At 60.5% G+C, this 25,289-nt stretch carries 20 protein-coding genes; 7 read left to right on the forward strand and 13 right to left on the reverse strand.

The window, feature by feature from the left end:
• Nucleotide 1: 1 nt before the first annotated feature.
• From DW925_RS01880 to DW925_RS01895, 4 genes are all read right to left on the reverse strand, one after another.
• Nucleotides 2-301: a type II toxin-antitoxin system RelB/DinJ family antitoxin gene (locus DW925_RS01880; protein ID WP_117583791.1), complete on the reverse strand. Its 300-nt coding sequence runs from the start codon at nt 299-301 to the stop codon at nt 2-4.
• Nucleotides 302-413: 112 nt separating this feature from the next.
• Nucleotides 414-1,172 (reverse strand): TIGR00730 family Rossman fold protein, encoded by a 759-nt coding sequence (locus DW925_RS01885; protein WP_117629061.1) that lies wholly within the window; start codon nt 1,170-1,172, stop codon nt 414-416.
• Between the two features lie 213 nt (nt 1,173-1,385).
• Nucleotides 1,386-2,525, reverse strand: a complete 1,140-nt coding sequence (gene tgt, locus DW925_RS01890; RefSeq protein ID WP_022093813.1) for a tRNA guanosine(34) transglycosylase Tgt — start codon at nt 2,523-2,525, stop codon at nt 1,386-1,388.
• Between the two features lie 405 nt (nt 2,526-2,930).
• Nucleotides 2,931-3,731 carry an SDR family NAD(P)-dependent oxidoreductase gene (locus DW925_RS01895; RefSeq protein WP_006235414.1) on the reverse strand — a complete coding sequence of 267 codons (801 nt, stop codon included), beginning with the start codon at nt 3,729-3,731 and terminating at the stop codon, nt 2,931-2,933.
• Nucleotides 3,732-4,025: 294 nt separating this feature from the next.
• On the opposite strand from DW925_RS01895, the gene DW925_RS01900 reads away from it, so the two are divergent.
• The gene (locus tag DW925_RS01900; protein WP_117629060.1) at nt 4,026-5,807 is read left to right on the forward strand and encodes a hypothetical protein; all 1,782 of its coding nucleotides are present in this window, start codon (nt 4,026-4,028) and stop codon (nt 5,805-5,807) included.
• Nucleotides 5,808-6,113: 306 nt separating this feature from the next.
• Here the strand turns inward: DW925_RS01900 and queA are convergent, their stop codons facing one another.
• The 3 genes from queA to DW925_RS01915 all read right to left on the reverse strand — a co-directional run bounded on the left by queA (nt 6,114) and on the right by DW925_RS01915 (nt 8,608).
• Nucleotides 6,114-7,325 (reverse strand): tRNA preQ1(34) S-adenosylmethionine ribosyltransferase-isomerase QueA, encoded by a 1,212-nt coding sequence (gene queA, locus DW925_RS01905; RefSeq protein WP_117629596.1) that lies wholly within the window; start codon nt 7,323-7,325, stop codon nt 6,114-6,116.
• Nucleotides 7,326-7,395: 70 nt separating this feature from the next.
• Nucleotides 7,396-7,971, reverse strand: a complete 576-nt coding sequence (locus tag DW925_RS01910) for an epoxyqueuosine reductase QueH (RefSeq protein WP_117564473.1) — start codon at nt 7,969-7,971, stop codon at nt 7,396-7,398.
• Nucleotides 7,972-8,038: 67 nt separating this feature from the next.
• Entirely contained in the window at nt 8,039-8,608 is a 570-nt protein-coding gene (locus DW925_RS01915) for a DUF3267 domain-containing protein (RefSeq protein ID WP_117564474.1), read from the reverse strand.
• Between the two features lie 133 nt (nt 8,609-8,741).
• Here DW925_RS01915 and DW925_RS01920 point away from each other — a divergent pair, with 133 nt between their 5' ends.
• Together DW925_RS01920 and DW925_RS01925 are read left to right on the forward strand one after the other, a co-directional pair.
• Nucleotides 8,742-10,892 carry a methionine--tRNA ligase gene (locus DW925_RS01920; RefSeq protein WP_117629595.1) on the forward strand — a complete coding sequence of 717 codons (2,151 nt, stop codon included), beginning with the start codon at nt 8,742-8,744 and terminating at the stop codon, nt 10,890-10,892.
• A 36-nt stretch (nt 10,893-10,928) separates the two neighbouring features.
• On the forward strand, nt 10,929-12,032 hold the full coding sequence (locus DW925_RS01925; RefSeq protein WP_117629594.1) for an RsmB/NOP family class I SAM-dependent RNA methyltransferase: 1,104 nt from the start codon (nt 10,929-10,931) through the stop codon (nt 12,030-12,032).
• Between the two features lie 24 nt (nt 12,033-12,056).
• Here DW925_RS01925 and DW925_RS10095 read toward each other — a convergent pair whose 3' ends face one another.
• Nucleotides 12,057-12,227, reverse strand: coding sequence for a hypothetical protein (locus DW925_RS10095; protein WP_156058414.1), 171 nt, complete (start codon nt 12,225-12,227; stop codon nt 12,057-12,059).
• Between the two features lie 190 nt (nt 12,228-12,417).
• Between DW925_RS10095 and DW925_RS01930 the strand changes: the two genes are divergently transcribed.
• Nucleotides 12,418-13,509, forward strand: coding sequence for a hypothetical protein (locus tag DW925_RS01930; protein ID WP_117629593.1), 1,092 nt, complete (start codon nt 12,418-12,420; stop codon nt 13,507-13,509).
• A gap of 81 nt (nt 13,510-13,590) precedes the next feature.
• On the opposite strand, the gene DW925_RS01935 is transcribed toward DW925_RS01930, so the two are convergent.
• Complete coding sequence (locus DW925_RS01935; protein WP_117629592.1) at nt 13,591-14,481, reverse strand: DegV family protein; 891 nt, start codon at nt 14,479-14,481, stop codon at nt 13,591-13,593.
• A 320-nt stretch (nt 14,482-14,801) separates the two neighbouring features.
• On the opposite strand from DW925_RS01935, the gene DW925_RS01940 reads away from it, so the two are divergent.
• The 3 genes from DW925_RS01940 to DW925_RS01950 all read left to right on the forward strand — a co-directional run bounded on the left by DW925_RS01940 (nt 14,802) and on the right by DW925_RS01950 (nt 17,818).
• Complete coding sequence (locus DW925_RS01940; RefSeq protein WP_117790253.1) at nt 14,802-16,718, forward strand: fructose-1,6-bisphosphatase; 1,917 nt, start codon at nt 14,802-14,804, stop codon at nt 16,716-16,718.
• 78 nt (nt 16,719-16,796) lie between these two features.
• Nucleotides 16,797-17,192 (forward strand): GtrA family protein, encoded by a 396-nt coding sequence (locus DW925_RS01945; RefSeq protein ID WP_117629590.1) that lies wholly within the window; start codon nt 16,797-16,799, stop codon nt 17,190-17,192.
• A 218-nt stretch (nt 17,193-17,410) separates the two neighbouring features.
• Complete coding sequence (locus tag DW925_RS01950; protein WP_117629589.1) at nt 17,411-17,818, forward strand: GtrA family protein; 408 nt, start codon at nt 17,411-17,413, stop codon at nt 17,816-17,818.
• A gap of 160 nt (nt 17,819-17,978) precedes the next feature.
• On the opposite strand, the gene DW925_RS01955 is transcribed toward DW925_RS01950, so the two are convergent.
• From DW925_RS01955 to DW925_RS01970, 4 genes are all read right to left on the reverse strand, one after another.
• The gene (locus DW925_RS01955) at nt 17,979-18,872 is read right to left on the reverse strand and encodes a DUF4430 domain-containing protein (protein ID WP_233505679.1); all 894 of its coding nucleotides are present in this window, start codon (nt 18,870-18,872) and stop codon (nt 17,979-17,981) included.
• 9 nt (nt 18,873-18,881) lie between these two features.
• Nucleotides 18,882-22,661, reverse strand: coding sequence for a DUF4430 domain-containing protein (locus DW925_RS01960; protein ID WP_158552055.1), 3,780 nt, complete (start codon nt 22,659-22,661; stop codon nt 18,882-18,884).
• 431 nt (nt 22,662-23,092) lie between these two features.
• A complete protein-coding gene (locus DW925_RS01965; RefSeq protein WP_117629587.1) occupies nt 23,093-24,856 on the reverse strand; it encodes an AarF/ABC1/UbiB kinase family protein in 1,764 nt (587 codons plus the stop codon).
• Between the two features lie 8 nt (nt 24,857-24,864).
• Complete coding sequence (locus DW925_RS01970) at nt 24,865-25,281, reverse strand: hypothetical protein (RefSeq protein WP_117583986.1); 417 nt, start codon at nt 25,279-25,281, stop codon at nt 24,865-24,867.
• Nucleotides 25,282-25,289: the final 8 nt, after the last annotated feature.

The following is a 25,289-nucleotide window of genomic DNA, read 5'->3' on the forward strand; positions in this document are numbered from 1 at the left end:
GCTAGTCCTCATCGAGGAATGATATAAGCTCATCAGCGTTATTGAATGACGGGCTGTCGTCCGGCAGAATCCCCAACTCATGAGCTTCGGCGATCACCATGGCACGCCTCGTTGCCTCGTTGGGCACCTCCGCCCTTCCTACGATCTCAAAAGGAATCTTTCGTTGATTTACCAGCTGCCGAACAGCAAGGTTGAGATACGAATTGAGACTCAGACCAACCGTATCCAAGAACTCAGTCGCCTGTTCCTTGAGCCCCTCTTCGATGCGAACCGTCGTAGGCTTAACCGTTGCAGTAGACATACGCGACCTCCTCGCCTCGTCTTTTGCATCAGTATACCCAATTTCGATGGCAGTCTGATGTTAAATAGCATCAGTATGCCGTTCACATTGCTATAACAACAGTCACAGCACCCTACATCAGCCCGCTCAGGGCAATGTCAACGGCCTCGTTGAGGTCGTCGGTGATGTGCACCAGCTCCGGATCGAGCGGGCTAATCATACCGGCGTCCATCACCGGGCCGTTGAGCCAGTCGAACAGGCCCTGCCAGTACTCGGTTCCCACCAAAACGAGCGGCATGCGCTTGACCTTGTGCGTCTGTACCAGCGTGAGCACCTCGAACATCTCGTCGAGCGTACCAAAGCCACCAGGAAACACGATGGCGCCCGAGCTGTATTTGACGAACATGGTCTTGCGCACAAAGAAGTAACGGAAGTCCATGCCAAGGTTCACGTATTTGTTGAGCCCGTGCTCGTGCGGCAGCTCGATACCCAAGCCGACCGACTTGCCGTTGACACTCGCCGCTCCCCTGTTGGCCGCTTCCATGATGCCGGGGCCGCCGCCGGTGATGACCGCCACGCCACGTTGCGCGATCTTGCGCCCGACGGTACGCGCCGCCTTGTAGAGCGGATCGGTCTTGGGCGTGCGGGCGCTACCGAAGATGGTCACCGCAGGACCAAGCTCGGCAAGCGCGCCAAAACCATCGACAAACTCTGCCTGGATGCGCAGCACGCGCCACGGATCAGCATGCAGCCAGTCGGTCGAGTCCTCGGGCGCCAGCAGGTTGGCGTAGGTATTGTCCTTGGGAATCATGGGGCCGCGCATGACCACGGGGCCGCGGCGGTACGTCTCGTCGTAGGCTGGCTCGCCCTCGACATTCTCGTTCTTAATCATGGGTACTCCTATCGAGAAAAAGAAAAACGGGCGGGGTCGACGCCATGCGCCAAACACCCGCCCGAACATCAACTATTCGGGATGGTACCCACGATGCATCAAGTGCTTGCAAGCTATCGGTCATCGGTCGCGCAGACGGTGTTAGCGAACGTGATGACCGGCCGGTGCTCGCCCCTTGCCATTGCCCGCGCTCTGCAAGCGCCCGCGCCGCTCTTAGTAGTCCACCGCCGCAGGACTGTTCATCCAGTCGCTCACAAACGCGCCGTAGCGGCCCTCGATAATGGCCTGGCGGGCGCGCTGCATAAGGTTGAGCAGGTAGTAGATGTTGTGCATCGAAAGCAGAATGCCGCCGAGCATCTCCTTCTGCGTGACCATGTGACGGATGAGCGCACGGCTGTAACCGCCCGTGCACACCGGGCAGGTGCAGGTGGGATCGATGGGACCGTCGTCGTGCGCAAAGCGAGCGTTGCGGAAGTTGAGGCGACCCTCGCTGGAGAATGCCGTGCCCATACGGCCGGTGCGCGTCGGCAGCACGCAGTCAAACATGTCGATGCCCACGCCAACGCCGCGCACGAGCGTGGTCGGGTTGCCGACACCCATCAGGTAGCGCGGCTTATGCTTGGGCATGTACTCGCTCACGAGCGGCGCCAGGGTCTCGAACATGGTCTCGTGATCCTCGCCCACCGAATAGCCACCGATACCATAGCCCGGGAAGTCGCCGCACTCCTCCAGATGGCGCAGCGAACGCAGGCGCAGATCCAGGTGCATGCCGCCCTGAACGATGCCAAAGAGCGCCTGGTCATCGCGGGTATGCGCCTTATAGCAGCGCTCGGCCCACATGCTCGACAGCTCAACGGCGCGCTCAACGTAGGCGCGCGTGGCGGGATAGCCCGGGCACTGGTCGAGCTGCATGCAGATATCGGAGCCGAGTTTCATGGCGATTTCCATGTTGTCCTCGGGCGTCCAAAACACGTGGCGGCCGTCGTAATCGTTGACGATAAAGCGCACGCCCTCATCGGTGAGCTTGACGGCATCGTTGTGGCTGAAGACCTGGAAACCGCCCGAGTCGGTGAGGATGGGGCCGTGCCAGTTCATGAACTTGTGCAGGCCGCCCAGCTCGGCGATGGTGTCCTCGCCGGGGCGCATGGACAGGTGATAGGTGTTGGCAAGCACGATCTGGGCGCCGAGCTGCTTGACGGTCTCGGTGGGAATACCCTTGACGTTTGCCTTGGTGCCCACGGGCATAAAGATCGGCGTCTCGATGTCACCGTGCGGGGTGTGCAACACGCCGGCACGCGCGTGCGTCGTAGGGTCCTCGGCGATCAGGTCGAATTTAAAAAGGTTCTGGTCCATAAACTGGAACTCCTTGGTTGCGGTTCATACGCAAACCATTATACGGGCAACCCGCAAGAAGCACCGACTCGACAGAAACTAGTGCATTAGGATCAGGTTCCCGCGCTAGTCGTTGGGGACGTTCTTAAACGACTAGACGTTGGGGACAGCCTTCAGCGCCATCTTGCAAAGGAGTGTCCCAATCTGCCGGCACTTAGGGACTGTCCCCAACTGCCGACAACGCCGATGCTCTGGTAACGCCGATGCTCTGACAACATCAGCGAGCGGTCGCCAGGGCGAACAAATTGGCATGAAAAGAGGGCGGCATAGACCTTCTGGTCATGCCGCCCTCTTTGAATGACAAGTTGTCGCTCTGGTGACCGCGCAGCGTCGGCCGGTCCGCCGTTCGGTAGAACGGCGGAACCCCTAAGGACGCTGGCCCATGCCACCCTCGAGGGTGACGGTCTCGCCGTTCATATACTTAAAGTCGGGACCGCAGAGCTGAACGACAACGCGGCCGATTTCCTTCTCGACGTCGCCGTAGTGGCCTGCCGGCGGCATGTGGACGTTGGCCTTGAACGCCTCGGGATAGGCATCTTGGAAGTTCTCGAGCGCGGCGGTCCAAGCAAGCGGGCAAACGATGTTGACGTTGATGCCGTCCTTGCCCCACTCGTTGGCGGCGACGCGAGTCAGGCCGCGGATGCCCTCCTTGGCGGCAGCATAGCTGCACTGGCCGTAGTTGCCAAACAGGCCGGCGCCCGAAGCAAAGTTGACCACGGAGCCCTTGGTCTCCTTCAGGTGCGGATAGGCCTTCTGCATGTACAGATAGGTGGCATACAGACCGGAGTAAATGGCCAGGTTAAACTGATCCATGGTGTGGTCGGCGATGGTCACGCCCGAGGCGCTGGCCTGAGCGTTGTTAACGACGGCGTCGATGCGACCGAACTCCTCAATCGCCTTGTCGATAACGTTCTGCACGACGGCCTCGTTGTCCTGACCGGCGGAGACATCGGCCTGAACAGGAAGAACCTTAACGCCGTACTCAGCCTCGAGAGACTCCTTGGCGGCCTCGAGCTTGGCAACGTTGCGGCCGGTGATGACGAGGTTCGCGCCCTCCTTGGCAAAAGCGATATCGATGCCGTAACCGATGGAGCCAGCGGAGCCGTCCTTGAGCGTGGCCTTGCCGCCGCCGGTGACGATCACGGTCTTACCAGTGAAAAGTCCCATACAAAGTCCTTTCAAATCGCGACGGGCCCGCCCGTCGACTGCGCGCATCCAACTTCACGCGCCAAAAGCTGACATGCAACTTTAGCGTGTTCAAGTGAATAGAAAAGGCCTCGGTAGGCGAACGGCATAACGTCTTTCGGCGAAGGGATTGTCAAGTACAAACTGGATAAAGTGGCCGAGTTTTTGCTATCGACACGAGCCATCGAACACGTTTTGAAACTTTGCTGCAGCGCGCGGGATGTCGGCGCGAGACTTTATCATAGGGTGACAAACAACGATGAGGAGCACATGCCTATGACAGACGAGCTGGACCCCCAGACTCAACAGCATATTGATAACTCCGCAGACACCATTGACGGCTGCGATACTTCCACCAGAAGCGATGGCGGCATTGATGCCGCTGTCGAGGAGGCTCCTGCCGCCGCAGACGAGGCCGCAGACGCAAATGTCGCCGCAGAGCAAGACAAAGAAGAGCAGCTAGAGCAGCCGGACCCGAGCGATACTGAGCCCAAGGCTGAGAACGCTCCGCAAGCAGCAGGTCCCATCGAGGTGTCTTCGGAAGAAGAGCTCGACGCCGTCATGGACTCCATGATGGATGCCGTCAAAGCGATGAAAGACGCCGTGGCCGACGCTGACGTTGACGCCGAGGAAGAGGAGGCCGCCGAGGCAGCCTCGACCTTCGTACCCGGCGAGACTCCGGTTGCCGACCAGGGCAGCACCATGCCCTCGTTTCTGCAGCTCGAGCATCCCACGATTGGTGCCGATGCGGTCGACCCGCACGCAGCAGGCTTTTCTGTAATCGAGGGCGGTACCGGCAATATCGCCGTGCCGCAGGCTGCCGATGCGGACGCTGCCGACACCGCTCGCCCGACCGCCCCGCACTCCTCCGCCGCGAGCCGCGATCTGGGGACCGCTGTCTCGAACACTGCGAACGCCGTGGGCACCTTTATCGCCCAGGGTGCCTCGGCCATGCGCGAGATGAACGCCGCGAAAAAGGCACTTGCCGATGCCCGCGCCCACCTGGCCGAACTTGAGCAGCGCATTGCCGATCAGGCCGAGGAACTCGAGACGCGCCAGGATATCGCAGGCCGCTACGACCAGATCGTCGCCGACCAGCGCCAGGCGATTGCCACGGCCCAAAAGACTGCAGCGGCCGCCGAGATTGACCGTGATGCCCACGCCTCCAAAGCGACAGAGCTCAAGGGTCAGCTCGAACAAATGAAGACAGAGGATGACGCGACTGAGCTCCGTCTGAAGGCCGCGCTCGATGCCGTGGAGGCCCGCGAGGCGAGCTCGCGCGAGACCGGCAACCGCCTCGTTCGACGTCTTGAGGATTCCAAGCGCATCCGCGACAAGGTGAAGGCAGAGCGAGACGCCGGCATTGCCGCCGCACAACAAACCGTCGACGCCACGCGCGCCCAGCTCGAGACGCTGCGTCATGAGTATGCCGAGCTGCAACGCAATCCCTCGGCAAATCCCGCCAACTATACGGTGCGCACCAGCGAGCTCTCGATGCAGATTTCCGACACGGCAGATGCCCTGCGTAAAGCCGAAGAAGATGTCCCGCGTATCACCGCCGACCTTGAGCACTCGCTTGCCGCAGCCGAGCAGGCCGTCGAGCAGGCTCAAGCCCCTATCGCCGACGCAAAACGCGCGCACCAAGCCGTGACGACCGAAGCCGATGCCGCGCGCGACGAGCTGCAGACGGCGAAGACAGCCGCCGCGACTCGTCAGCGCGAACTGCGCGAGAAGATCACTGCCGAGGACAAGGCACGCCGCGACCAGGAGCAGAGCATCGCCAACGCCCAAGCAGATGCCGCACATGCGCAGTCGATCATCGAACAGGCGACCGAAGTGCACGACCACCCAGAGATCACTGAGTCGCTTGCAGGATCCTTGGCCCGAGACAAAGCCGAACACACCGAGACCGAGCGAGAAGTCGCCCAGCTCGAGGCCACCGAGGACGCGGTGCGCGAACGTACCCGCGACTCACGCATCAAATTCACCGGCGCCATCGTCTGCATCGTTGCCGTAGTTCTCGTGATCATCTTGATCTGGCTGTTCGCGAGCAAGTAACCACTCCCCAACGATTACAAGGACTGTCCCCAGGTGCCGGCACATAAGGAACGTCCCCAAGTGCCAACAAAGGCGACGCCGATGTTTTGGCGCGGACAGCGAAAACCCGCTAGAGCGGCATCCTCTTGACAACCAAAGAAATGCCGGTGTTTTGGCAACGACAGCGAGCGGGTCGCATTTGAGACAAGGTGACGTGAAACGAAAGGGCGCTGACCTTCTGGTCGCGCCCTTGAAGTTGAACGTCAGATTGTCCAAATGCGGCCCGCGCAGCGTCGGCCGGTTACGGCGTTTGGAAAACGCCGTAACCTACAAAATGAGCATGGCGTCGCCAAAGCTGAAGAAGCGGTAGCGCTCCTCGATGGCGGCGGCATAGGCATCCATGATCTGGTCGCGGGTGGCAAGTGCGCTCACGAGCATCATGAGCGTGGAGCGCGGCACGTGGAAGTTCGTGATCAGCGCGTCGACCACGTGATAGGTCGAGCCGGGCATGAGGTAGAGCTGCGTCGTCGCGTTCTCGCGCACCACGATGTCGCCGCGGCCGAGCGTGTCGGCCCCATCCTCGCGGCCCTCAAAATAGCGCGCCGTCACGGCCGGATCAGACACCGGTGCCTCAGCGTCAAAGGCGCTCTCGAGCGAGCGTACTGCGGTGGTGCCGACGGCGATCACGCGGTGCCCCTCGGCCTTCGCCTTATGCACGGCGTCGACAACCTCCTGTGACACGTGGTAGCGCTCGGTGTGCATGACGTGCTGCGTGGGGTCGTCCTCCTCCACCAGACGGAAGGTATCAATACCCACCTCGAGCTCGACGGCGGCAAACTTCGCGCCCTTGGCCTCGATAGCGGCCATGAGCTCGGGGGTAAAGTGCAGACCCGCCGTAGGAGCGGCAGCCGAGTGCTCCTCCTTCATGGCGTAGACGGTCTGGTACTTCTCGGGATCGCCCTCGTAATCGGTAATGTAGGGCGGCAGCGGCACGTGACCGGCAGCATGAATGGCCTCGTCGAGCGTGCGCGGCTCGCCGGCGGCATTGCAGCCGGCCGGCTCAAAGCGCACCAGACGGCCTCCGCGGCTATCAGTGACAAAGTCGATGACCTCGGCCGTCAGCACCACGGGAGCCCCCTCGGGCGCATGGGCGCCACCGGCGCGATACTCAATCTGAGCACCGGGCTTCAGGCGCTTACCCGGCTTGACCAGGCACTCCCAAACGTGGCCCAGCGGGTCAACATCCTCACGGCGCTTGAGCAGCAGCGTCTCGACCACGCCACCCGAGCCGGCTTTGCGACCGATCAGGCGGGCCGGCATCACACGCGTCTTGTTGATGACGAGCACATCGCCCGGCTCGATATAGTCGATGATGTCGCGGAAGATGCGGTGCTCAACGGTACCGCCGTGCTCCAGCGGCTTCCCCGCCTGGGAGCCTTTGCGATCCACCACCAGCAGGCGGCAGGAGTCGCGCGGCTCGGCAGGAGCCTGGGCAATCAGTTCCTCAGGAAGGTTGTAGTCAAAATCATCGGTACGCATAGACACGTCGGATACTCCTTATATAGCTAAAGTCCGCTCTACATCCTAGCAGGCTGACGTCCCAAACGAACTACTTTTTGGCGGCTTTGCGCTCGTCGCGGATGCGGGCGCGGTCCATGGCCGCCTCGACAGCAGAAAAGCGGCAGCCGCAGTAGTTCTGTCGATACATGCCCAGTTCGCGCGAACGGCGCGTAGCCTCGGGATAATACGGGCGAAAATCGCGAATCACCGGGGTGAGCCCATGGGCGGCCGCCAAACGCTCAAGCACGTCATTGCAGGTGTCGAACAGCTGATACGGCGAGACGGCGAGCGTCGTACCCACATATTCAAACCTGCGCTCCTGGGCAACGCGGCATGCCTCGGCCAAGCGCAAGGCATAGCACGAGCGACAGCGACGGGGCCGATCGGCACCCAGCGGGGCCACGCCGGCCTCCCAGCGCTCGCGGTCCTCCCCCGCCTCGATGAGCTCGATGTCGCCATCGGCACACCACCGGCGCAGCTCGTCCAGACGCCGCCGCCATTCATCGCGCGGTTGAATATTGGGATTGGTCCAGCAAATCGTGGGCTCAAACCCCTCCTCGCGCAGCAGGCGAACCGGCTCAAGCGAGCATGGTGCACAGCACGCATGCAGCAACAACGACTTCATCGACATCCCCGTCCCAGAAAACTCACCCCGACATCATGGCAGCTAAAATAGCCCCGTCCCAAAAAGACTACTTTGCGAAAAAGCGCACGCCAAAGGACGTATCCTCGCAGGCGACGATACGGCGGTCGCGCAGAATGGTCCGCACGTAATACCAATCACCCACACAGCCCGACAAGTGCAGACCAGCCGCCAGGTAGCACAGCAGCGGATAGTCCGAGAACGCAAACCCCAGGGCAAATGCTGTCGTCACAACAACCGTCGGCGCCAGGCAAACCGCCATGTACCGCCGGCGCGAATACACAACGCCCTCGGCGCAGGCATAGATCATCGCCGTCTCGCGATTCGCCCCAAAGGTCACCTGCGCGCCCGCAGGCGCCAGCAGCTTAAAAAACACCGCATGCACCAGCTCGTGCACGGCAAACGATGCCATTGAGACCGCAGCCAAGCCGACTATCCAGCCCACGACAGCCATCCAGCCGCCCGCCTCAGCCGCGTCCAAGTCCGCAGGCCCGCCCAACAGCATAAACACCGGCACCAGGCACACGGCAAACACCGCGATCACGGCCATCCCCCACACGAAGCAAGCGTGTAGAAAATCCTCGTCCTCAAACGCATGTATGTTGGAAATCTCATTCATAGCATCTTAGGATAGCGCCCCTGCCACGCACCCGCCCGCATGTGCGATAATGTCGAACGATATGCACGAATTGACCACCGCGCCGCCGAACCCCGTGCCCGGCCGCGCTCTTACCTATATGCGAAGGAGTCCCATGGCATCCAAATACTCCATGAACGACCGTCCCAGCTGGCCGCGCCGCGCCATCGTTACCGCCGGCGAGCCCTACGGCAACAAGGGTCTGCACTTTGGCCACGTCGGCGGCGTCTTTGTCCCGGCCGACTTCTTCGCCCGCTTCCTGCGCGACCGCCTGGGCCGCGAAAACGTCATCTTCACCTCGGGCACCGACTGCTACGGTTCGCCCATCATGGAGAGCTACCGCAAGCTCAAGGAGAACGAGGGCTACGACAAGTCCATCGGCGAGTATGTCGAGTCCAATCACTCCCGCCAGGCCGCGACCCTCAACAACTACAACATCAGCTGCGACATCTACGGCGGCTCGGGCCTTGAGCCGGCGGCCCAGATCCACAACGAGGTGACTGCCGAGATTATCGAGCGCCTGCACGAGCAGGGCACCATCTCCAAGCGCTCCACGCTGCAGTTCTACGATGCCAAGGCCGGCACGTTCCTCAACGGCCGCCAGGTCATCGGCCGCTGCCCCATCCAGGGCTGCAAGTCCGAGAAGGCTTATGCCGACGAGTGCGATCTGGGCCACCAGTTTGAGCCCGAGGAGCTCATCGCGCCCAAGAGCCAGCTCACCGGCGAGGTGCCCGAGCTGCGCCCGGTCGACAATCTCTACTTTGACCTGCCGGCCTACCTCGACTTTATGAAGACCTACACCGCCAAGCTCGCCCAGAACCCGCAGGTTCGCTCCGTGGTCTCCAAGACCATGGAGGAGTGGCTGCTGCCGGCTCAGCTCTACATCCAGAACAAGTTCCGCGAGGCCTTCGATGCCGTCGAGGACCAGCTCCCCGAGCACACCGTGCTGGAGCCCGAGGGCAACAAGAGCAGCTTTACCGTCACCTTCCCCAGCTGGAAGGAGCGCGACGACGCCCACGCGGTGCTCGCCAACGGTGGCGTGCGCTTCCGCAGCGGCAAGGCACTCGTGCCCTTCCGCATCACCGGCAACATCGACTGGGGCGTTCCGGTGCCCGAGGTCGATGGCGTCTCCGACGTCACCTGCTGGTGCTGGCCCGAGAGCCTGTGGGCGCCCATCAGCTATACGCGTACCGTGCTCGCGCGCGATGCCAAGGCCGCCGGCGTGACCGAGGGCGTCGCCGCCCAGGATGCCGCCCTCATGGGCGAGCCCGCCGCCGACTCCACGCAGGTGCCCGCACCCACCTACCAGCACAGCTCGCTCGACTGGCGCGACTGGTGGTGCTCTGACGACGCTCAGATTTACCAGTTCATCGGTCAGGACAACATCTATTTCTACTGCATCGCGCAGACCGCCATGTGGGAGGCCCTGGGCTGGGACCTCACGCAGAGCACCGTCAGCGCCTGCTACCACCTGCTCTACATGGGCAAAAAGGCCAGCTCGTCCTCGCAGACGCCTCCCCCGCCGGCAGACGACCTGCTCAACCACTATACCTGCGAGCAGATGCGCGCGCACTGGCTGTCGCTCGGCCTATCCGAAAAGCCGGTGAGCTTTAGCCCCAAGGCATACGACACGCGTGTGACCGGCAAGGACAAGGACGGCAACGAGGTACGCGCCTGCGACGACAAGCGCGTTATCGACCCGGCCCTTAAGGAGAGCGCGCTGCTGACCGGCGTGTTCAACCGTCTGGCCCGCAGCTGCTTCTACGGCGTCGCCGTCAAGGAAGGCGACGAGAGCCCCTACCGCAACGGCTGCATCCCCGCCGGTGCCGCTTCTGACACCGTGGTCGAAGCCGCCGAGCAGGCAGCTCTCGCCTTTGAGCAGGCTATGTACAAGTTCGAGACGCACCGCGCGCTTGCCGTGTGCGACGACTACCTGCGCGCCGCCAACAAGCGCTGGAGCGACGCTTCCAAGGCCGCCAACAAGCTCGAGGGTAACGAGGCAAACGCCGCAATGACGCAGGCGCTCGTCGACGCCTTTACCGAGCTGCGCGTGGTGACCGTGCTCATGCACGGCATCGTCCCTGCCGGCTGCGAGCTCATCTGCGAGTACTTCGACATCGACCCGGTCGCCTTCTTTAGCTGGGATAACATCTTCGCCTCCACGGATGAGTTTGTGGAGAGCTTGGGCGAGAAGCCCGGCGAGCACCGCGTAAAGCCGCTGCCCCAGCGCTTCGACTTCTTTAGCAAGCACGAGAGCCAGTACTAAACACTCGACATGTAATGGAATGGGAAGGAAAGACGGATGTCCAAGCCGCGTCGTCGTAAGCAGAAAAAGCAGGTCAAGGCCGAGCTCAAGCTCAGGCAGTTTGCCGCCACCGAGCTTTCCGACCAGCTTGCCGCCCTTCCTTGCGCCGCCGACCTGCCGCGCTTTATGGTCGACACGGTCGCCGGCGCCTATGCGCCCGCCGATGCCGAGCTCATGATCGAGGGCTTCGGCGCCGCGGCCACACGCCCGGTCACGCTGCGCGCCAACACGCTCAAGGCAACCGCCGAGGACATCGCTGCGGCGCTCGATGCCGCCGGCATCGCCCACAACGCTGTCGCCTGGTACCCGGACGCCTTTATCCTGCCCGAGGCCCAGGTTTCCGATCTGTGGGATCTCGACATCTACCGCGACGGCAAAATCTACCTGCAGAGCCTGTCGTCCATGATGCCGCCGCTGGTCCTGGGCGCACAGGCAGGCGAGGACATCCTGGACATGTGCGCAGCCCCCGGTGGCAAGACGACGCAGATCGCCGCCCTCACGCAGGGGCAGGCGCACCTTACCGCCTGCGAGATGAGCATTCCCCGCGCCGAGAAGCTCGAAGCCAACCTCCACCGCCAAGGCGCAAAAAACGTGCCCGTCATGCGCATCGACGCACGCGAGCTCGACGAGTTCTTCCGCTTTGACCGCATCCTGCTCGACGCCCCCTGCACCGGCACGGGCACCGTCATCAGCGGCAACGAGAAAAGCCTGCGCGGCCTGACCGAGCAGCTGCTGAGCAAGTGTGCCCGCTCGCAGCGAGCACTTCTGGACCGCGCCATGGGAGCCCTTAAACCGGGCGGCACGCTCGTCTATTCGACTTGTTCGATCTTGCCGCAGGAAAACGAGGACGCCCTGCAAGAGGCCCTCGACAAGCACATGGATTGCGAGCTTATCCCCCTCGACGGCACGCCGAGCGAAAGTGAAACGCGCCGTGCTCAGGAAGTTGGCGAAGAGCCACGCATCGAGTGCAACGCCCTCACCGAGGCCATCGCCGCCAGCCACGTCTCGTCCGTCGCCAACGGTATGCCCGGCACGCTGACCATTCCGCCTAGCCGCGACTTTGAGGGCTTCTACATTGCCCTGATCCGAAAACGCAGCTAGCGCACGGATCCAAAACTCAACAAGCTATCTCTGTGCGCGTTTGCCCTGCTGGTCGCGATGCTGTTTAAGCATCGTGCGCTCCTTGCGTTCGGCCCTTTTGCCCTTAATGGCCGTGACCACAAAGTAGATGACCGCGGCGGCTACGATTGCGCCCACGCATAGGCCAATCGAGCCCAACATTGCCGAAAATTCCATACCGCGTCACCTCTCTTTTAAACGGGACTTTCAAGATAGCACCCCGATCACCGCCACCACAGCTCCTTCACGTTCGCCGCCCTTCGGTCTAACGGAGGACGCGGCGGGGAAAAATCAACTCGTCAAACGGTTTAGCATTCGCAATTCCGGCTGCATCGCGCCGGCCGTCATCACATAGAATCGAGCTTCCATGGATACCCTCAACGATCTAAATGAGCGCGTCGACGCCTTCGTCGGCACCAGCTCTTTCGACACGCCTGCCGCGGCAAACGACCAAGCCCCCATCGATGTGCCCGCCGAGGTTCACGAGGACATTGTCGCCTCGGTCGATTTCTCCGAGGTCGAGCTCGCAGACGAGTTCACCGAACCCCAGGTAGCTGTGACCCCCAACGGACTGCTTCCCATGGAGCCGCTGCCCATCGACGGGCGCCTGCGCAAGGCGGCCCTTCGCATGCCTGACGAGATTGAGGAGGCCAGCGGCTTCACGCTCTTCGGCCGTCGTATCAAATCGCTCATCTACACCACCGACGTCGCGGTCATCCGCAACTCCAACGCCGATGCCGTCTTTGCCGTTTACCCCTTCACGCCGCAGCCCGCCATTACGCAGGCGCTGCTGACCGTCGCCGAGTGCCCGGTCTTCGTAGGCGTGGGCGGTGGCACCACCACCGGCAAGCGCTCCGTTCAGATGGCAGCCGTCTCCGAGATGCAGGGCGCGGCGGGCTGCGTGGTCAACTCCCCCGCCACCGCCGAGATGGTCGAGCACATCACCAACATCGCCGACATCCCCGTCATCGCCACGGTCGTACGTTGCGACGACGATGCTCACGCAAAGGTGCGCGCCGGCGCCAAGATTCTTAACATCGCCGCTGGCAAAAACACGCCGCAGGTCCTGCGTGAACTGCGCGAGCACTATCCCAACCTGCCGCTCATCGCGCCGGGCGGCAAGACGCCCGAGAGCATCCGCGAGACCATCGCTGCCGGCGCCAACGCCATCATCTGGACGCCGCCTTCGGCACAGCAGCTACAGACCGACATGATGCAGCGTTATCGCAAGATGAAGGAAGACGCCACACCTGTCATCTCGCACGACGATGTGCCCATTATCGACCAGGTCTCCGCCGCCGAGGTCAGCCAGGTCGAGAACATGAATCCCGACGTGCCGATTCCCGACGAGGTCATCGAGCGCGTCGCTTCGATCCACGAGCGCGTCGAGGAGCGTCGCGCCAACCGCGGGCTCAAGCCCTCACTGCACGGCTTTTTCTTCCGAGGAAAGAAACGCTAACCCCAACAGCAAGGCCCGCCCCACAAACGTGAGGCGGGCCGTTTTCGTTTGAGCAATCATGCAGCGATGTGATGGGGCAAATTAATCCACGCGCTTGTCGCCCATAAAGAAGAGCGCCACCGTACCAGGTCCGGTATGCGAGCCAATCAGAGTACCGATGTTATTGATCTCAATCTTGCCTTTAAGCTGCGGAACCTGTTCCTCAATCAGCGCCGCAACTGCCTCGGCATCCTCGCGGCACGCCGAGTGCGACATGATGCACTTACCCGAATAATCCGCACCGTCCTGCACGTGTGCCATCATGGTCTTAGCCATCTCGGAAATCGCGCGCTTCTTAGTGCGAATCTTCTCACGTGGCGACAGCTTACCTTCGCAATCGACCGTCATAAGTGGGCAAATCTTAAGCGCCGTGCCGATGATCGCGCTCGCAGCCGAAATGCGACCGCCGCGCAGGTAGCTCGACAGATCGGTCGAGAAGAACCAGTGGTGCAGGTTGAGCTTATGCTCCTCGATCCAAGCGGCCGTCTCGTCGAGTGAAGCCCCGCTATCGCGCACGTCGGCGGCACATTCCGCCAGCAGGCCAAAGCCCGAAGACGCTGCCAGCGAATCGATGACGCGCACCTTGCCGCCCTGGGGATAGCGATCCGCGAGCATCTGCGCCGCAACGCAGGCCGATCCATACGTGCCCGAAATACCCGACGACAACGTCAGGTGCAGCACGTCTTTGCCCTCGGCAACAAGCGGCTCCCAAAACTCTTCGTACTCACCCACGCTCACCTGAGACGTCTTGGGCATGGCGCCCGCGGATATCTGGGCAAAAAACTCGTCCGGCGTAATCGACTGATACAGATCGTCCGTATAGACAACATCGTCGATCTCGTAATGAAAACACACGACGGGGATATTGCGCGATTCAAAGAACTCACGGGTTCGATCGGCGGCAGATTCACAGGTCAGGACAAAATCACTCATATGAGGCTCCTTAAGTATTGCTGCGCAAATTATCGCACAGCAAGCCTAAATACGATACAAATGTCCGCTATTTACCAATGCGAACCATTTGCATCCAATATCTTTATCATGAACATCCCCATCCCCCGCCATGGGCCAACGTGGGCAAAATCACCCGCTTCGTCTCCACTCAACCGCCATATCTACCTCCACTAAATCGATTTAGCAAACCGTTCGGCTAACAATTCGGCCGCCCATCCCCAATCGAAACAAAAGCGGCGCATACTGATAAACGTTTGACACTGTTTATCAGTTTTACCAGCCCTATCGGAAGGTGTTTCATGGTCGCATTCGATCGCAATCCGCAAGACTTCAAGTATCTGCGCCTGCTGTCGAGACAGTTCCCCACCGAACAATCCGCATTTACCGAAATTATCAACCTCTCGGCCATCCTCAACCTACCCAAAGGCACCGAGCATTTTATGAGCGACGTGCATGGCGAGTACGAAGCCTTTATGCACATCCTCAACAACTGCTCGGGCGTCGTGCGCGAACATGTCGACGAGATTTTTGGCGACACGCTTTCCTTTGACGAAAAGGGCGAGCTGTGCACGCTCATCTACTACCCGCGCGAGAAGATCGACCTGGTCCGCAGCCGGCGCGAAGACTCGCCCACCTGGTACAGGACGATGCTTGACCAGCTCATCATGGTCGCCCGCTCGCTTTCGAGCCGCTATACGCGCTCCAAGGTGCGTAAGGCCATCCCACGCGATTACGCCTACATCATCGACGAGCTGCTGCACACGCATCCGGACGAGAACAACTATCGCGTGCGTTATCACGAGCGCATCGTGGAGTCCATTCTGGAGACCGCCAGCGCCGACGACTTTATCGAGTCGCTCGCCTCGCTCATCAAGCGCCTGGCCGTCGACCACCTGCACCTGGTGGGCGACATCTTCGACCGCGGCGGCGGCGCTGCCAAGATTATGGACCGCCTGCTCACCTACCATTCACTCGACATCCAGTGGGGCAACCACGACCTGCTGTGGATGGGCGCTGCGGCCGGTGAGCCCGCCTGCATCGCAACGGTGCTGCGCAACAACCTACGCTACGACAACTACGAGATCCTGGAGAACGACTACGGCATCTCGCTGCGTGAGCTTGTCGCCTTTGCCGATGCCACCTACACCGCCGGTGAGTCCATCACCCCACTGATCAAGGCCATCAACGTCCTGCTCTTTAAGCTCGAGGGCCAGATTATCCAGCGCCATCCCGAGTTCGACATGACCGACCGTCTGTTACTCGACAAGATCGATCACGGCACCGGCACGGTCACGCTCGCCGACGGCAGCGTGTGGCCGCTCACGACCAACGACTTCCCCACCGTCGACCCGGCGGACCCCTATACGCTCACGTCTCAGGAGCAGCACATCATCGACAAGCTCGTGTCCGAGTTTGTCACCGCCGATCACCTGCATCGCCATATCGATTTCCTCTATTCCCACGGCTCGATGTACAAGGTCGCCAACGGCAACCTGCTGTTCCACGGCTGCGTGCCGCTCAACGAAGACGGCACCTTTAGCAGCATGAACTGCCTGGGCACCTGGCACGCTGGCCGCGATTATCTCGATTTTTGCGACCACATCGCCCGCCGCGCCTGGCGCGTGGGCGACCGCGACGCTCTCGACTGGATGTGGTACCTGTGGATTGGCTTTAACTCACCCGCCAGCGGACGCCTGGTGCGTACCTTTGAGCGCGCCTATATCGCCGACAAGAGCACCTGGGTCGAGCCGATGGACCCGTACTTTACGCTTACCAAGTCGCCCTCGGTCTGCGACGACATCATGCGCGAGTTTGGCGTCGCGCCCATGGCATGCTCACCGACCGGTCACATCATCAACGGCCACACGCCCGTTAAAACCACCAAGGGCGAGCAGCCCATCCGCGCCGAGGGCAAGCTGCTGGTCATCGATGGCGGATTCTGCCGCGCTTACCATCCCAAGACGGGCATCGCCGGCTACACGCTTATCTCGAGCTCGCGAGGATGCCGCCTCAAGTCGCACCAGGCCTTTACCACCGTTGCCGAGGCACTCACGCGCAACGTGGACATCGAAAGCGAGACCAACCGCTTTGACGAGGCCGACCACCGCCGCATGGTGAGCGACACCGATACCGGCGCCAAGATCCGCAGCCAGATCCAGGATCTGCGCCAGCTGCTCGATGCATATAGAAACGGTGCTATCGAGGAGCGCGTCTAGCCCCACCCGCGGGGATTGGCTAAACTTGCTGAGTTTGTCATCCCCGCGGCGCCCCGGCGCCACCATAAGGCAGGTACCATGCAAAAGCTCCTTGCGCAGATCATGAAGTTTGGCGTCGTCGGCGTCATTGCCACGGTCATCGACTTTGGCATTATGAATCTGCTCCACTACGGTCTGGGCCTTAACATCCTAATCGCCAACACCAGCGGCTTTATCATCTCACTCATCTTTAACTACCTCGCAAGCATGAAATACGTGTTTGCGCACAAGGAAGGCATAAGCCGCCGCCGCGAGTTCATTATCTTTGTCGTGCTGTCCGTGATCGGCCTGGCACTCAACGACGGTATCGTGTTGACACTCAACGCCGGCCTGGGACTCGAGGCCAATATCGCCAAGATCTGCGCCACCGCGCTTGTCATGGTCTACAACTTTGTGACCCGAAAGATCTTCCTGGAAGGCGACGAGACCAAGTAACTCGCAACCTTACAGCTTTACAATGCCCACGGATGACGCGCGTCGAGCGCCGTGTTGTTCGCGGGCATTGCTCGTTTACGGGCAAGTTTTCAACGTTTGCGGATTAGCTCTTGAAAATTTGGCGAGTTCGTATAGTTCTTGGCAAGGACCTTACGTTTCCCTTGCAAAAGCTCTAAAGTATCCTCTGCTCGATTCATCAACGCATTGGATGTGATTACGTGCGCAAGGCACTGGCACAACCTCATACCAAGCAGTTCCTCAAGTTCGCTGTCGTGGGTCTTGTCTCCTTTGGCATCGACTGGGGTATGCTCATTGCGCTCGTCGAGCTGTTTCACCTCGACTTCTTGATGAGCACCACGGTTTCGTTCATCACGTCCGTCGTGGTCAACTACTGGCTCAGCATGAAGTACGTGTTCGACCACCGCGAGGGCATGAGCCGCAAGCGCGAGTTCACGATCTTCACCATCCTGTCGGTGATCGGCCTGGGCCTCAACGACCTGTACATGTTTGTGGGCGTCACGTTTTTGAGCATCGGCTACCAGGCCATGAAGGCCATCGCCACGTTCCTCGTCACCTGGTACAACTACTTCAGCCGCCGCTTCTTCCTCGAGGGCGCACGGTCGTAGTCGATTCACTATTTGCTTGAATGTAAAACCGGTTGGAATTCCCGTTCCAACCGGTTTTTTTGTTTGCCGAGAGACCCGGCGACCCAGTCCCATTCGCATGAAAAACGGGCGGCCCGGATGTTTGTCCGAACCGCCCGTCTGGCGCACTATGTCGAGGTCCCTAGCCTGTAACGTAATACCAGACCACGTTGTCGCCATTGGAGAGAACGTAGTTACTGCAGGCCGTCATGGGCGTTGTGCCGTTGACGGAGTACATCCAGCCGCTCGTGCCACCGTGCTGTTTCTCGGCCAAACCACCAATCGCGGAGACATACGTGCCGTACGACGAGCCATGTGCGTTAACGGAAAGGCCCAGCGCGCACAGGGCATCATAGACGGTAGCGCCTTCGTTAAAGGTAAAGGTGCCACCAGAAGACACAGGATTGCCCACAGCGCTCGATGTGACCGAAACCGTCACTGTTACGTAGCTGGACTCCTGCGAGCCGCTCTGGCCGCCCGAGGAGGCGTTTCCACCATTAGAGGATGAGGCTCCATCAGACGACTGGCCACCGCCAGACGCATTGGAAGTATCACCGGCTCCCGTATTTTGGGCAGCGGATTTATCGCCAGACTTCTTGCCGTCCTGGTCCTCGGACTTCTTGTTATCCGAGTTCTTGTCCGATTCCTTGTTTGAAGACTCGGAATCGTCCTTGGACTTGGACTCATCAGAATGCTTGGACTCATCTTTTGCGTCATTCGATGACTTGGAATCCTTGGAACTGGCCTCGCCCGAAGTCGTAGTCGAGCCAGACACCTTGGTGTCCTTGGTGACGACGCTCTCCCCCGTCACGGTCTGAATGATCCAGTCGATGGACCAGGCACCGCTCTCGGAAGGATGGACGAAACCCAGCGAGACGACGATCAGAATGGTGCACGCGGCAGTCAGGACGCCGAGGAACGTCTTGCGACGAAGGGCGGACGCCGCCGAAGCGGCGCCCTGTTGCTTTGCATCGTCAAGCTGGATAAACGAGGAATCTGGTTGCTTGGGGTCAGCGTCCTTGGATTTATTGGACACAGCCCTCACCTACCGACGTTTGGTGAACACGAACACGCCGACGATGGCGAGACCGATGACGCCGGCGGCAACGCCAACAATGGCGAGCGGGTTGGTGCCAGCCTCCTGCTCGGAGGCACTAGAGGACTTCTTAGCAGTGGTCGTGGAAGCAGCACCCGTATCGGACTTGGAATCGGACTTCTTGTCGGACTTGCTGTCCTTCTTGTCAGACTTCTTCTCGTCCTTCTTATCGGACCTATCGGTGTCCTTCTTGTCGGACTTGTTGTCCTTGGTCTCGGTCTTGGTCGACACCGTCGTCTTGGTCGTCGGCTTATGACCCGGGGCGATAGCGCCGCCGGCCTGCTGGCCCTTAGAGCCGGAGCCGGAACCCGTGCCAGTGCCAGCGCCAGCGCCGGAACCGTTGCCAGCGCCACCGTTGCCACCATTAGTGCCAGAACCGCCATTGCCGCCAGGGTTAACGGCATTCTTGGTCCACTTGGCATACAGTGTCAGATCGGCCGTCACTGGCGTACTGAAGTCATACGCCTGCGTGCAAGCCTCATCGGTATACCAACCACCGAAAGTGTAGCCATCGCGCGTCGGATCGGCCGGCTTGACCAGCTTGCCGTCGGCCGTAGCAACAAACTTAGTGTCGCAAGCAGACCCGCCGTTGGAATTAAAGGCAACCGTCCAAGACTCAACAGCCCCCAGCTTGAACAGAGTACCCGAATCATTGATGTAGTACAGGTTGCCAGAAGCATCGGCAATGACCGGAGAGTCACAGTACTGGTAATGGCCGGCCGCATCATAGATCTGCGTCGCCTCTGCATCGCCGAGAGTATAGCGATACACGCCACCACCAGCAGAGTAGTTGACGTAATCCTTGCTATCCGCGCTGTTCACGGTGAAGTACACATAGGTCTTGCCGCCCTGAACACTCACCAGCGGAGTAGCAGCAATACCGTTGAGGCCAGCCGGCAGCGCCTTGCCGTCGGCAGCAGCGACCATCGTGGTCTTGTCCGTCTTCAGGTTATAGAGAACCAGAGCAGAGCCCGTAGCCGTCTGTCCGCCGACAATCAGATTGTCACCAGACACCGCAGGGGCGCTCAGATTATTCGTAAGGCCCAGATCAACCGTCTTCTGTTCACTCAGCACGCCCTTTGCCGAAAGCAAAATCACATGGAGCTTTCCGTCGTGCGTCATCTGATAGAAGGTCGAACCATTGGACGGATCGGCAATGCAATCGGCATTTGCGACAGCGCCGAGCTTCATGGCCGAAACGACATCGCCCGTCGTCTTATCAATGCACTTAAGCGTGCCCGCGCTCGTAGGAACAATGGTGTACTTATCCGTCAGCGCAGCGCCAGTCCAATAATAGCCCTCGGAAGGGTCAATGTTCTGCCAAGAGACTTCGCCCGTGGCAATCTTGATACGCTTCAGGGAGCCGTTGCCGTAGGTCGCGTTGTAATTCTCGTCATACGAAATATCGACCGAGCCTACATAGACGTACTCGCCGTCCGAAACGACGGTGCAGGAGCTCTGCGTCAAGTCCGTCAAACCAGGCGTCAGCCACTTGCAGATCAGCTTGTCTGCAGTAATCGCCTGGACCGCACCGCCGTTGAGCGGAACGATGATAAGGCCATTGGTATAGATCGGACGAGAGGTATAGCTCACCTTGGAGGCAAGCGGCGCAGAGGCAACCTTTTTGCCCGTGGACGAATCGATCTTAATGAGCTCGTTCTCGGTCGCGATGTACACAAAACCGTTAGCAATGACAGGCTCGCTGCAGTTGGCATACTGCTGACCAGACTCGGCCTTCCAATCGAAGGCCCACTTAAGACCGGCGGCCTGCGCAGGCGTCTTGGCGTCCGTAACGGACGTACCGTTGCCGCTGTTGCCGTAGCCGGCCCACTCGGCATCCCAATCAGGAGTCGTCGCACTCGGGTCCACGACAATCTTGTCGGGATCGGGCATGGGCGAATCGTCGGTGGTATAGGCAAGCGTAACCTTATCGCCGCTCTTGAGCGTAATCTGGTTGGCGCAGAGTAAGGAGGGCTCTCCATTGATATACAGGTGCCAAGATTTATTGGTCGCAGCATCCCAGGCATACGGCTTGTGATCGAACGGCGAGTTGATGGAATTGAGGAACCAGTACTCACCACTCTGGGAGCCGTTGTACGTAACGCCCTTGGCCTTCAGGACCGTCTCAATAAGGTTCTGGGCAGTAGAGCCTTCGGGCAAAGAAACACTGCTTGCCGAGCCCCAGCAAGTATTGTTGCCGTTGACATCGGGGCCGACAACATCGACAGACCCAAGAACCTGACCGGGGAGGGCATCGGCGTCAGCACCATACATAAAGGTGACGGCGTCGCCCTCTTGGAGCTCGTAGTTGCCGGCACCGACCGTGGCGGACTTGCCATTTACATAGAATTGCCAATAACTGCGGGTCGCAGGATCATACTTATAGGTCTTACCGTCAAGCGGCGAAGTAATGCCGTTGAGGAACCAGCCCCAAGACGATTCGCCAGCATCGAGAGTAAGGCCGGTCTGCTCAAGGAGATCCTTGGCAGTAGAACCCGCCTTGAGACTCGTCTGGCCCGTCGAAGCCCAAACCTGCTGCTTGCCGTCCTTGTCCTTACCGAGGACCTGAACGGAAGCATGGACGGAATCGGACGGCAACTGGTCGCCCCAGCCACCGTAGAACCACGTAACGGTATCGCCAGCATGAATGGTGACATTGTCTGCCGTGTAGTCGCTCGACTTGCCGTTGATGAACAGCTGCCAATAGGTCGAATAATCGAGCGGCTTACCCAGCTCAACGCCGTTGTACTTAAGGCTCAGAATGAAGGAGCCCGCAACAACGGCATCGATGTCATTCGCCTCGAGCGCGACCTTCGTAAGGTCAAGTGCGTTCGAGCCGGACGTCACCACATACTGCGCGTTATCGACCCAAGTCTGAGTCTTGCCCTGGGCATCGCGACCAATGACGGTCACATTTGCGGCAACCTGGTCCTTAACGACAGGGGACGAGCTACCAGCCGTATAGGCAAACTCAATCTTCTGCCCCTGGGTGAGCTTGACGCCGCTCGCGCCAACCGAGGAAGACGCGCCGTCAACAAACAGCTGCCAGTAGGCATAAGTCGCCGGATCGAAGGCAAGCGTGCGGCCATCGCTCGGGGACGTGATGCTTTCGAGGTAAAAACCGTATGCCGTGTTCGGATCGTATTTCGCCTTGAAGCCCACCTTCTGCTGCAGCTTAACGAAGGCGTCCGCAGCCGTCGCGCCCTCGTCGAGCTTGAGTTGCGTAGGTGCCACCCAGGTCTGAGCCTTGCCGTCGGCATCGATGCCGATAATCGAGAACGAGACCTCGACTTGCTTCTTGGCGACATCGCCGGTTTCTGTCGGGTTCTCTGTCTGGACGGCAGTCGCGGCGGCAGATCCTGCTTGGCCAGCGGCTACCGTCGAAGACTGCTCACTCGCGGCAGGGTTCTCCCCCGTCGCCGAGCCTTCGTCGCCAGCTGCCGCCCCTGTTGTGGCGGCACTAGCTGCGGGCGCGCTCCCAGAATCTGAAACCTCGGCGCCGCTCTGCTCGGCGGCACCGCCCGCAAGCGCTGCGTCCTCACTCGGCGTCGCAGCCTGAGCCACAGCCTCGGCAATGCCCTCGGCGCCCTCGGCCCACAGCTGAGCCGGCGTGGTGCCAAAGGCCATCGCGAAGGCCAGGAATGCCACCAGGCCGCGCTTGGCTACGCCGCGCGCAATTGCGCCTCGGCGATGCGAGACGCGCTGGCGCTCGTCCACAAACATATCCATTTGTCCCCCATTGTCTGTACTTGGAGCGTTGCCTTGAGGCTGCCCCACGTCATCGCGCATGTTGCGCTCGAGTTCCCCCATCGGGGTCCTCCTTCCCTCCAGAGCCCTATGCACACCGGCGGCATACGCCGCAGCCGCACGCAAGATGGGAGGCGATCCGACTTAACCTTAACGACTCGGGCGCGCCGTCCGATCTGCGACGCGAACATCCCGAGCCAAGAGGAATTACGGTTACTGGTACAGCCGGGGACTTGCACCCCGATTCTCCCAAACGCGCAGGAAAACCGCGCATTCGTGCGTCTCCGCACCACCATCTAGGCCATCGATTATTACCGTCAAAATGGTATCACGCAAAAGGGCCTCGCACGCAGGCGAAGCCCAAGGTAAAAGCTATTGTTTGCGATAGGAAAATGCGGTGACGGTCGCAGCCTCTAGTGCTTGCCGCCGTGGCTGTTGAGCCAGATATTGCGGCCCAGCATAAGCGCCAGCACCAGCGCGCTCACGTAGCCAAAGAAGCCGATGACCGGAATGCCGAGGACAACCGGCTCGATGCGCGCGTAGTACACCACCGACGAACCGATAAACAGACCGGCGATCACGATAGCCATCGACATGCGGTCGATAATTCCGCCCAGCTGTCGCAGCGCCTTATCGCTGCTCATGATCTGCGTGTTCACCTTAAGCTGGCCGCGCGTGAGCATACGCGAAGCCAAGCCCAAATACTCGGCCGCCTCGAGCGAGCCTTTTGCCGCGCGATAGCTGCTCGCGGCCAGATCGCGTCCCATATCACGCATGCGGGCATAGGTGCTCTTCTCGTTTTTGATGTGCGTCTGGATGATCTGGATCATGTTGACGTTGGGCATGTACTCGGTCAACAGGCCCTCGAGCGTCACCATGCCGCGGGCGAACATCGTCACCACGCTCGGCAGCTCAACGTCATTTTTGCGCGCCAGATTGAGCAGCGAGGTCAAAAACTCGCCGATATCCAGGTCTTTAAGGTCGAGCCCGGCAAAGTCGGCAACGATAAAGTCCAAATCGGACAAAAAGGCCGAATGATCGAGCTCAGCCGAGTCGCCACGCGTCACGGCGAAGCGCATGAGCGAATCCTTGAGCTTGGGCACGTCACCCTCGGCCACGGCGAAAATCATGTCCTTTACGATACCGCGATCGTGGCTCGACATGCGTCCGACCATGCCCAGGTCAATAAAGTAGACGATGCCATCCTTGAGGATGATGTTTCCCGCATGCGGGTCGGCATGGAAAAAGCCATCGTCGAGCACCTGCGTCGAGTAGTCCTCGACGATTGCGGCACCGATCTTTTCCAAGTCATAGCCCTCGGCCACCAAGCGTTCAGGATCGGCGATCGAAATGCCGTCGACGTAGTCCATAACCACCACGTGCTCGGTGCACAGGTCCAGATAGGATTTAGGGCACGTCACGCCATGAACGCTCTTATGGAACTCGTAGAAGTCGTTGAGGTTTTTGGCCTCGGCCAAAAAGTTGGTCTCCTCGCGAAACGAGGTCCACAACTCCTCGACTACACCGTGCAGGTCAACGAATTGATCGGTGTTGACGAACTTGGAAACGATACGCACCACCGAGCGGATGATATCGATGTCCTGTGCCATAACCTGCTGCGCACCGGGGCGCTGCACCTTGACGGCCACGTCCTCGCCCGTCACCAGACGTGCGCGGTGCACCTGCGCAAGCGATGCGCTACCAAGCGGATTGGGGTCGATCGCATCGAACATCTCCCCCAGGCGCAGGCCGTATTCTTCTTCCAGACAACTGAGTACGACCTCGTACGGCACCGGCTCCACGTCGGAGCGCAGACGACGCAGCTCGTCGCAAAAGCGTTGCGGCAGAATCTCGGACCGGTTGGCCAGAATCTGCCCCATCTTGACGAACATGGGGCCGAGTTCCTCGAGCAGGCGGCGCAAACGAACCGGCGTGAGGTTATCCCACACGCGGTACTTTTTGACCAGGCGAACAATCTGTCCGATGCGCTCGCGGCGACCCGCCGGCGTGAGCTGGTATTCCTCGTCCGGCGCCATCGCGTCGGGCTCCTCGGGGACCATATCGACAGCGCGCGGCTTCTTGCGAGCGCCCGAGACGACGGCATCGACCTCATCGACAACCGCCGCCTCGTCACCCAAGGGATCTAGATTGTTGTAATCGGTGGTGGAATCTGCCATCTGCGCTGCTACTCGGCCTCTTCGGTATCCTTCGCATCGTCGGGCTCAACGGACTCGACGGGCACCGAGGTCACGTTGTCCTCGACCGAATCGACGATGTCGCGCACATGGGCCAGGAAGGCCGTGCGCTCGGGGGCGGTCATGACGCGGACGCGGGCCAGGATGAGCTCGTCGAGCACGCGCTGGGCCGCGGTCTCGCCCTGCATGCCCAAGCGCTCGGTCAGATCGGAGATGGTGCCACCGGCCTGCTCGAACATGTCGGACACGCTGCGGGCGATATCGGGGGTGGCGGTGTCCTTGCGGACCTGCTCGCCTTTGGTGTTAAGGTCGTCGAGGACCTTCTTGCCGCCTTCGACAGCAACGGCGGCAGCGCCAAAGCCCACGTTGATGGCGCCGTTAACAAGCTGATCGAGTTTCATAACCATGGTTGTCT

This window comes from Collinsella sp. AM43-1, from assembly GCF_003467925.1.
GTDB lineage: Bacteria > Actinomycetota > Coriobacteriia > Coriobacteriales > Coriobacteriaceae > Collinsella.